This is a genomic window from Brevundimonas sp. (genome assembly GCF_035626535.1).
Classification (GTDB): domain Bacteria; phylum Pseudomonadota; class Alphaproteobacteria; order Caulobacterales; family Caulobacteraceae; genus Brevundimonas.
Genome location: NZ_DASPNO010000086.1, coordinates 1 through 7,928, shown reverse-complemented (window position 1 = coordinate 7,928; position 7,928 = coordinate 1). Strand labels below are relative to the sequence as shown.

The following is a 7,928-nucleotide window of genomic DNA, read 5'->3' as shown; positions in this document are numbered from 1 at the left end:
CCTGGAGCTTCTCAACCGCAAAGCCGCCATCGAGGCTGGCCACATCGCATCCTGACGGCCTGAAACCGCCGACTGAAATCATTGGGTATTTTTCCGACGTCCACATGGATGTCCACAGCGGCGACAGAAATTCGGCGTGCGAATCACCCACGACCGCGAATCAGGGTTCATCATGTAGGCGTCAAGAGCGCGAAGGGCCTGCCGGGCGCATCCGGCAGGCCCCGTATTCCTCGCGCCATTGGCTGGCTCCGCGGGGCCCCGGATGGTGGTTCGCACCGCCGTCCGGGGCTACCGGGAGGGTGCATCACCGCGATGATCATCGCAACGATGATCTGAAGTATGAACGAACGGACGGTGGAAAAGGCGCCAGCACCCATCGTGTGACTTCGCCGCCCAGCCGCGCCCTTTCCGGCCCCGCGATGACCGGGACGAAAACGCGCAAACGCCGTCACGGCGGGACCGGCTCTCCAACCGCCGGGAACTTTTAATCAGAGGGTCCTCGGTTCGAGCCCGAGAGGACGTACCACCCCCTTTTGCAGGAACTGACGGCAGGCAGGCCCCGTTGTCGAAAGACAGCGAAGGAGACCGCCATGCCGCATCAGAACGTCCATTCGTCCAAGGCGACGGCGCAGAACGCCGCCACCGATCCGGTCGGCCCCGGCGATCAGACGGAGGCGGGGGGCGAGAGCCTGCGTCCCGAGCCGCGCAGCTACGCCGCGCCGGATGTGGCCGGGTCGACGCTGGCTCCGCCGGCGTCGGGCGAAGTCGCCGACTACATGGACGAGGGCGATCCCTTGGGCGCCGACGACGTCCAGTTGGGGAGCACCAACCGCAACCGGCCGGAACGCACCGAGAAGATGGACCAGCAGGGGCCCAAGACCCGCGCCGGCAACCGCAACCGGGTCAAGACGGGGTCCGCCGACGGCCGCTAGGGCGTGATCCCCTTCCGGTCCGGCCCGGAGCATGGTTCAAGGCGTCATGCGCGCGTTCCTGCTCCTTGCGATGACGTCTGTAGTGCTGGCCGGCTGCGCGGCCGCGCGCGACTTCGGCGCGGGCGTCGGGGCCGCCGCGACCGCGCCCCTCGAAGACCTGAACCTGCGCCGCGAATACATTCCGACCGTGCTGCTGCAGGCCGAGGCGGCTCCCTACGACCTGCGCAACATGAACCGGTGCTCGACCATCGGGGCCGAGATCGCCCGCCTGAACGAGGCGCTGGGGCCTGACCTCGACGAGCCGCCGGCGCCCGACGGCTCGACCCTCGGTGAACGGGCGGGCGACGCCGCGTCGAAGGCCGCGCTCGACGCCATCCGCGACACCACGACCGACTTCATCCCGGGCCGCAGCTGGATCCGGAGGCTGTCGGGCGCGGAGCAACACAGCCGCCATGTGCAGGCGGCCATCCAGGCCGGCCGCATGCGCCGCGCCTTCCTGAAGGGTGTCGGCATGCATCGCAACTGCGCCCCGCCGGCCGCCCCGGCCTGGTTCCGGCCCCGCGGCGGCAGCCGGCGCTAGCCGCCGCCGTTCGAGACGTGGCGGGCGTGGAAGTCGCGCCGGAAGGCCTCGAACCGACCCTCGGCGACCGCAGCCCGCATCGCCGCCGTCAGGGCCTGGAAGAAGGCGATGTTGTGCCAGCTCAGCAGCACCTTGCCGAGGATCTCGTCGGCCCGGATCAGGTGGTGCAGGTAGGCCCTCGAATAGTCCTGCGAGGCCGGGCAGGGGACGTCAGGGTCCAACGGGCCCTGATCCTCGGCGAAGCGGGCGTTCTTCAGATTGATCGGCCCGTTCCACGTCCACGCCTGGCCATGCCGCCCGGCGCGGGTCGGCAGCACGCAGTCGAACATGTCGACGCCGCGCCAAACCGCCTCGACCAGATCGACGGGCTTGCCGACACCCATCAGGTAGCGCGGGCGGTCCACCGGCAGCATCTGCGGGGCGTAGTCCAGCACCTCGCACATGGCCTGATGGCCCTCGCCGACGGCCAGACCGCCGATGGCGTAGCCGTCGAACCCGATCTCCTGCAGCCGGTCCGAGGATTCGCGGCGCAGGTTCTCGAAGGTCGAGCCCTGCTGGATGCCGAACAGGGCCTGGGCGTCCCGCGCGCCGAAGGCGTCCTTCGACCGCTTCGCCCAGCGCGCCGACAGCTCCATGCCCGAGCGGGCGCGGGGCTCCTCGACGGGCCAGGCGACGCATTCGTCCAGCTGCATGACGATGTCCGAGCCCAGCCGGTCGGCCTGGATCTCGATCGACCGCTCGGGGGTCAGCACATGCTTCGAGCCGTCGATATGGCTGGAGAAGGTCACCGCTTCCTCGGTCAGCTTCGAAATGCCGGACAGCGACATAACCTGGAAGCCGCCCGAGTCGGTCAGGATCGGCTTGTCCCAGCGCATGAACTCATGGAGTCCGCCCAGCCGCTCCATCCGCTCGGGGCCGGGCCGCAGCATCAGGTGATAGGTGTTGCCCAGCAGGATGTCGGCGCCGGTCTGTTTCACCTGATCCACCGTCAACGCCTTGACCGTCGCGGCGGTGCCGACCGGCATGAAGGCGGGCGTCCGGATATCGCCGCGGGGCGTCCTCAGCACCCCGGTGCGGGCGCGGCCGTCGGTGGCGGAGATGTCGAACGGAAAGGGCATCAGGCGGCGTTCAGTTGTTCCAGGGCGTCGGCGCGGGCCAGGTCCTTGGGCCGGCCGAACTGGCGGGCCATCGCGATCTGCTCGTGCAGGGCCGGGATATGAACGAGATGCCGGCCCGCCGCCACCGGCACGCGTGTTGCGAACCGCACCGGGCGCCACTCCGCGCCCGTGCGCACCTCCAGCTCCGCCATGATCTCGATCGGCACGGCCCGGCCGGCGGCGCGGGCGTAGACCTGTGAACGGAACTGACCCTCGCCGGGATCGGTGACGACGCCGGCGCCCAGCGCGACCGCCAGCCGGCGGGCGTCGTCCGGGCTGGCCAGGACGTCAACATCGGGCACGCGCCTGTCCGTCAGGCCGACGAGGGCCATGGCGGCGCCGCCGAACACCCACCACGGATCGCGGAGGTCGGCCTCCGCCGCCGCGTCGGCCAGAGCCTCGAGGGCGGTCCCGAGCTCATGCGGCGGGGCGTGGATCATGCCGGGACCCTGAACAGCAGCGAACCATCCCCATAGGAATAGAACCGGTACCCATCGGCCACGGCATGGGCGTAGGCGGCCTTCATCGTCTGCAGTCCGGCGAAGGCGCTGACGAGCATGAACAGGGTCGACTTCGGCAGGTGGAAATTGGTCATCAGCACGTCGGCGGCGCGGAAGCGGTAGCCGGGGGTGATGAAGATATCGGTGTCGCCGTGGAACGGGCGCACCACGCCGTCCTCGTCCGTGGCGCTCTCCAGCAGGCGCAGCGAGGTGGTGCCGACGCAGACGATGCGCCCGCCGGCGCCGCGGGCGGCGTTCAGGGCCGCGGCGGTCTCCGCGGACACCTCGCCCCATTCGCTGTGCATCCGGTGGTCGGTGGTGTCCTCCGCCTTGACCGGGAGGAAGGTGCCGGCCCCGACGTGCAGTGTCACGGCGTGGGTCGAGACGCCCTTCGCCTTGATCGCCGCCATCAGCGCCGGGGTGAAATGCAGCCCCGCCGTCGGCGCCGCCACCGATCCGTCCCAGTGGGCGAACATGGTCTGGTAGTCGGACCGGTCGCGGTCGTCCTCGGCCCGTTTGGCGGCGATATAGGGGGGCAGAGGCATGACCCCGACGTCGCGAATGGCCTCGTCGAGGAACGGTCCCGACAGATCGAAGCGCAGGGTGACGAGGCCGTCCTCGCCCTTGGCCTCGACCGTGGCGTCCAGACGCCCCAGCAGGCAGGCGCCGTCGGCTTCCGCGCCGAACCGCATCCGATCTCCGGCCTTGATCCGCTTGCCCGGCTTCATGAAGGCCGACCAGGCGTCCGGCGCATCGCGGTGATGCAGGGTGGCCTCGACCTCGACGGTCAGGATCTCGCCCTCCGGTCCGACCCGCTCGCGCACGCCCGAGAGCCGCGCCGGGATCACCCGCGTGTCGTTGAACACCAGCGCGTCGCCCGGCCGCAGGAAGTCCGGCAGGTCGCGGATGACCCGGTCCTCCAGCCCGCCGTCCCGCACCACCAGCAGCCGCGCGGAATCCCGCGGCTCCGCGGGGCGTAGCGCGATCCGGTCTTCCGGCAGATCGAAATCGAATTCGGCGGTCTTCATGGAGCGGCGCAAAGGCCACGCGGGAGGAGCGGGGTCAAGCCGCGCCTCGCCGCCACCGCCCCGGCGCCTCAGGCGGTCGCGATCTCGGCCGGAGCCGGCGCTCCCGATGGAGCCTTCAGGCGTGGCCTGACCCCGACCACCAGCGGTTCGGGGTCGCGGTCGGTCGGCGGCAAGCACACGAACCTTGCGGCCTTCGAACCGTCCTTCAGGCGCAGGAGCAATTCGGCCGGCTCGCCCGCCGACGCCAGCCCCAGCGCAAGGTCGCGCCCGGCCCGCTCGGCGGCGCCGCCGGAGCGAAACACCATCAGGTTGTCGAGCACGTCCGAGCGCACCGCCCATCCGCCCTCGAGGGGCTCAACGATGACGCGTTCCATCTTTCAGTATTCCAACAATAAAGCAGCGATGGGTGACCGCGCGCGGTGCGTGGCGCTCCGCGCACGGTCAGGCGGCCGTCAGTGGGTCGTCGCCGATCCGTCGTTGATCGGGATGCGGCGTACGCTTTCCTGCGCGCGTTCCGACTTGGGCAGGGTGACGGTCAGCAGGCCGTCGCGGAACGAGGCCTGCGCCCGCGCCTCGTCGGCGTCGGGCAGGGCCACGCGCCGCTCGAACCGGCCGAACCAGCGCTCGCTGAAGCCGCGACCGTCGCGCTTCTCACCCTGTTTCTCGCCGCGGATGCTCAGCACGCCGTCGTGGCAGGTGATTTCGACATCGTCCTTGCCGAGGCCCGGAAGTTCGGCGGTCACCCGGTATTCCGTGTCGGTCTCGTCGACCTCCAGGCTCGGGCCGCTCATCCGCGACATGGCCCCAAACGGCCGGTCGAAGCCGCGCAGCACGTCGTCGAACATCCGGTTCATTTCCCGGTGGAGCGTCAGAATGGGGCTGGCCGGCTCGTCGGCGCCGGTCATGGCTGGCATGCGATCGTTCCGACCCCACGGGACAAGATCGCGCACGTTCATCTGTGTACCTCCTTTGTCTGGAGCGGGATGAGCGTGGCGGGTTGTGGCCCGCTCCCCAATCCCATCCCGCCCGGTTGGCGAATGATCATGAGGACGCCCGCGAGGGGCGACCGGACCTTTCCGGCCCGGCACGCGGAATCTGGTTTTCAGCGGCGGGCGCGCAAGACCCGGAGGCTTGGCGACCCCGGAAAAAATTTGGCTCTTTGCAGCACCCGCGGAGCGTCTCTCAGGCTGAGGGGCGACGCCGCCGCCGTTGACCCGGGACCGGGGACGCGCCAAACCCCGCCCCATGCTGCAGAACCTCGAAACCCTCGCGCGCGACGCCAAATCGTGGCCGTTCGAACAGGCCCGTAATCTTCTGAACCACGTTCTGAAGAAGCGGCTCTCGGACGCCGAGCGGGACGCGGCGAAACTGCTGATCGACGCCGGCAAGGCGGACGAGGCGCTGGCGGCTTTCGAGGCGCTGCAGCGGCCGGTCATCTTCGAGACCGGCTACGGCCCATCCGGCCTGCCGCACATGGGCACCTTCGGCGAGGTGGCGCGTACGACCATGGTGCGCAACGCCTTCCGCGCCCTGACCGGCGACCACTGGCCCACCCGACTGATCGCCTTCAGCGACGACATGGACGGGCTGCGCAAGGTGCCGGAGGGTATTCCCAATCCCGAGATGCTGCGCGAGGACCTGCACAAGCCGCTGACGGTGGTGCGCGATCCGTTCGGCACGCACGACAGCTTCGGGGCCCACAACAACGCCCGCCTGCGCGCCTTCCTGGATGGCTTCGGCTTCGAATACGAGTTCCTGTCCTCGACCGGTCAGTACCGGTCGGGCCGGTTCGACGAGGTCCTGTTGCGGCTGCTGGAGCGGTTCGACGCCGTCCAGGCGATCATGCTTCCGACGCTGGGCGAGGAGCGCCGCGCCACCTATTCGCCCTTCCTGCCGATCAGCCCGGTCACCGGCCACGTGCTGCAGGTGCCGACGCTGGAGCGCAACGTCGCCAGGGGCACGATCGTGTTCGACGATCCGGCCGGCGGCCGCACCGAGGTCCCGGTCACCGGCGGTCATGTGAAGCTGCAGTGGAAGCCGGACTGGGCCATGCGCTGGACGGCCCTGGACGTCGACTACGAAATGTCGGGCAAGGATCTGATCGAGAGCGTGCGCGAGAGCTCCAAGGTCTGCCGGGCCCTGGGCGGCGTGCCGCCCGAAGGCTTCAACTACGAGCTCTTCCTCGACGTCGAGGGCAAGAAGATCTCCAAGTCCAAGGGCAACGGCCTGACGATGGAGGAATGGCTGCGCTACGGCACGCCGGAGTCGCTGAGCTGGTATATGTTCCAGTCGCCGAAGTCGGCCAAGTCGCTGCACTTCAACGTCATTCCGCGCGCCATCGACGACTATCTGGCCTTCATCGAGGCCTACAAGACGCAAGAGCCGGCCAAGCGGATCGACAACGCCGTCTGGTCGATCCACGCCGGATCGCCGCCGGACCACACCTCGCCGGTGTCGTTCGCCCTGCTGCTGAATCTTGTCGGCGTGGCCAATGCGTCGTCGAAGGCGCAGCTGTGGGCCTATTTCGCCAAATACCTGCCGGACGCGACGCCGGAGAGCGAACCGCTGCTCGACCAGCTGATGGACCGGGCGCTGAATTACTACGAGGACTTCGTCAAGCCGACCAAGGCCTACCGCCTCCCGGACGAGAAGGAGAAGGCCGCCCTGCTCGATCTGGCGGCGCGGCTGAAGGCTCTGCCGGCGGACACGACCGACGGCGAACTGATCCAGGCCGAGGTCTATGCGGTGGGCAAGGCGCACGGCTTCGAGCCGCTGCGGGCGTGGTTCGGAGCCCTCTACGAGGTGCTGCTCGGCGCATCGCAGGGGCCGCGCTTCGGCTCGTTCGCGGCCATCTACGGCCTGCCGCAGACCATCCGGCTGATCGAGGACGGGGCGAACGGCGCGCTGGCGTCCTGAGCCGCCGACCGGCGTTCGTCCGGTAACGTACATGAACTGAACATAACGGGGCGCCTCCGGGAGCCTTCATCTCCGGCCGCGCATTGTGCCTGCCATCGACCAACTCGATGACAGGAGACTGAGCCATGTCGAAGAACAAGATCACCGTCGCTCTGGCCTCGGCCGCCATATTGGCCTCGCTGGCGCCCGCCGCCCTTCCGACCGCCGCCATGGCGCAGTCGCGGGCCAACGGCATCACCAACTGCGACGCCCCCGGCGGCCGTCAGCGCGCCGGCGCCCTGATCGGCGCCGTCATCGGCGGCCTTGCGGGCAGCCAGATTTCTGACAACGAGCGCACGCTCGGCGCCGTGGTCGGGGCGGGCGCCGGCGCCGCCGCCGGCTCCTACATCGGCTGCAACCAGCAACGCGCCCGGGCCTACAGCTCGAACTACAGCTACGGCCAGGGCGACACCTACCGCGCCACTTCGAACCTGCGCATTCGCTCGGGTCCCGGCACCAACTATCGTCAGGTCGGCAGCCTGTCGGCCGGCCAGCCGTTCACTGCGGTGAGCTCGCAGGGCGAATGGGTCCAGATCGCCGGCGGCGGCTGGGTCAACGCCCACTACGTCAGCCGCTAATATCGCCGCAGCGCAAGGAAAGGCCGCTCCGCCCCGGGGCGGCCTTTTCGTTACTGGCTGACCCAGAGGATGCGGCCCATCCAGACGATGTCCTTGCGCGGCACGATCCGCGGCTCATAGGCAGGATTGGCCGAGGCCAGCGTCACCGCCCGCGCGGTCAGCCCCGCCACCTCCTTGGCCAGGGTCTCGCCGCCGGTG

General features: G+C 69.5%; 9 protein-coding genes. 4 read left to right on the top strand and 5 right to left on the bottom strand.

Features of this window, described 5'->3' with window-relative positions; translation table 11 throughout:
- Nucleotides 1-590: 590 nt before the first annotated feature.
- Nucleotides 591-932 (top strand): hypothetical protein, encoded by a 342-nt coding sequence (locus VEC04_RS13230; protein ID WP_324777458.1) that lies wholly within the window; start codon nt 591-593, stop codon nt 930-932.
- Nucleotides 933-963: 31 nt separating this feature from the next.
- On the top strand, nt 964-1,512 hold the full coding sequence (locus VEC04_RS13225) for a hypothetical protein (RefSeq protein WP_324777457.1): 549 nt from the start codon (nt 964-966) through the stop codon (nt 1,510-1,512).
- On the opposite strand, the gene tgt is transcribed toward VEC04_RS13225, so the two are convergent.
- From tgt to VEC04_RS13200, 5 genes are all read right to left on the bottom strand, one after another.
- Nucleotides 1,509-2,633, bottom strand: coding sequence for a tRNA guanosine(34) transglycosylase Tgt (gene tgt, locus VEC04_RS13220; RefSeq protein WP_324777459.1), 1,125 nt, complete (start codon nt 2,631-2,633; stop codon nt 1,509-1,511). The genes VEC04_RS13225 and tgt overlap by 4 nt on opposite strands.
- A complete protein-coding gene (locus VEC04_RS13215; RefSeq protein WP_324777456.1) occupies nt 2,630-3,109 on the bottom strand; it encodes a hypothetical protein in 480 nt (159 codons plus the stop codon). The genes tgt and VEC04_RS13215 overlap by 4 nt, the downstream gene beginning before the upstream one ends.
- On the bottom strand, nt 3,106-4,197 hold the full coding sequence (queA, locus tag VEC04_RS13210) for a tRNA preQ1(34) S-adenosylmethionine ribosyltransferase-isomerase QueA (protein WP_324777455.1): 1,092 nt from the start codon (nt 4,195-4,197) through the stop codon (nt 3,106-3,108). Before queA ends, VEC04_RS13215 begins: the two co-directional genes overlap by 4 nt.
- Before the next feature lie 68 nt (nt 4,198-4,265).
- On the bottom strand, nt 4,266-4,571 hold the full coding sequence (locus VEC04_RS13205) for a hypothetical protein (RefSeq protein ID WP_324777454.1): 306 nt from the start codon (nt 4,569-4,571) through the stop codon (nt 4,266-4,268).
- Between the two features lie 78 nt (nt 4,572-4,649).
- The gene (locus tag VEC04_RS13200) at nt 4,650-5,111 is read right to left on the bottom strand and encodes an Hsp20/alpha crystallin family protein (protein WP_324777453.1); all 462 of its coding nucleotides are present in this window, start codon (nt 5,109-5,111) and stop codon (nt 4,650-4,652) included.
- Nucleotides 5,112-5,442: 331 nt separating this feature from the next.
- Here VEC04_RS13200 and VEC04_RS13195 point away from each other — a divergent pair, with 331 nt between their 5' ends.
- Together VEC04_RS13195 and VEC04_RS13190 are read left to right on the top strand one after the other, a co-directional pair.
- Nucleotides 5,443-7,113 (top strand): lysine--tRNA ligase, encoded by a 1,671-nt coding sequence (locus tag VEC04_RS13195; RefSeq protein ID WP_324777452.1) that lies wholly within the window; start codon nt 5,443-5,445, stop codon nt 7,111-7,113.
- 125 nt (nt 7,114-7,238) lie between these two features.
- Nucleotides 7,239-7,730, top strand: coding sequence for an SH3 domain-containing protein (locus tag VEC04_RS13190; protein WP_324777451.1), 492 nt, complete (start codon nt 7,239-7,241; stop codon nt 7,728-7,730).
- The last annotated feature ends 198 nt before the right edge of the window (nt 7,731-7,928 follow it).

Bases quoted from the DNA above. Each gene is read 5' to 3' on its own strand.
- VEC04_RS13230 (WP_324777458.1), top strand. From the start codon at position 591: ATGCCGCATCAGAACGTCCATTCGTCCAAGGCGACGGCGCAGAACGCC.
- VEC04_RS13225 (WP_324777457.1), top strand. From the start codon at position 964: ATGGTTCAAGGCGTCATGCGCGCGTTCCTGCTCCTTGCGATGACGTCT.
- VEC04_RS13215 (WP_324777456.1), bottom strand. From the start codon at position 3,109: ATGATCCACGCCCCGCCGCATGAGCTCGGGACCGCCCTCGAGGCTCTG.
- queA (WP_324777455.1), bottom strand. From the start codon at position 4,197: ATGAAGACCGCCGAATTCGATTTCGATCTGCCGGAAGACCGGATCGCG.
- VEC04_RS13205 (WP_324777454.1), bottom strand. From the start codon at position 4,571: ATGGAACGCGTCATCGTTGAGCCCCTCGAGGGCGGATGGGCGGTGCGC.
- VEC04_RS13200 (WP_324777453.1), bottom strand. From the start codon at position 5,111: ATGCCAGCCATGACCGGCGCCGACGAGCCGGCCAGCCCCATTCTGACG.
- VEC04_RS13195 (WP_324777452.1), top strand. From the start codon at position 5,443: ATGCTGCAGAACCTCGAAACCCTCGCGCGCGACGCCAAATCGTGGCCG.
- VEC04_RS13190 (WP_324777451.1), top strand. From the start codon at position 7,239: ATGTCGAAGAACAAGATCACCGTCGCTCTGGCCTCGGCCGCCATATTG.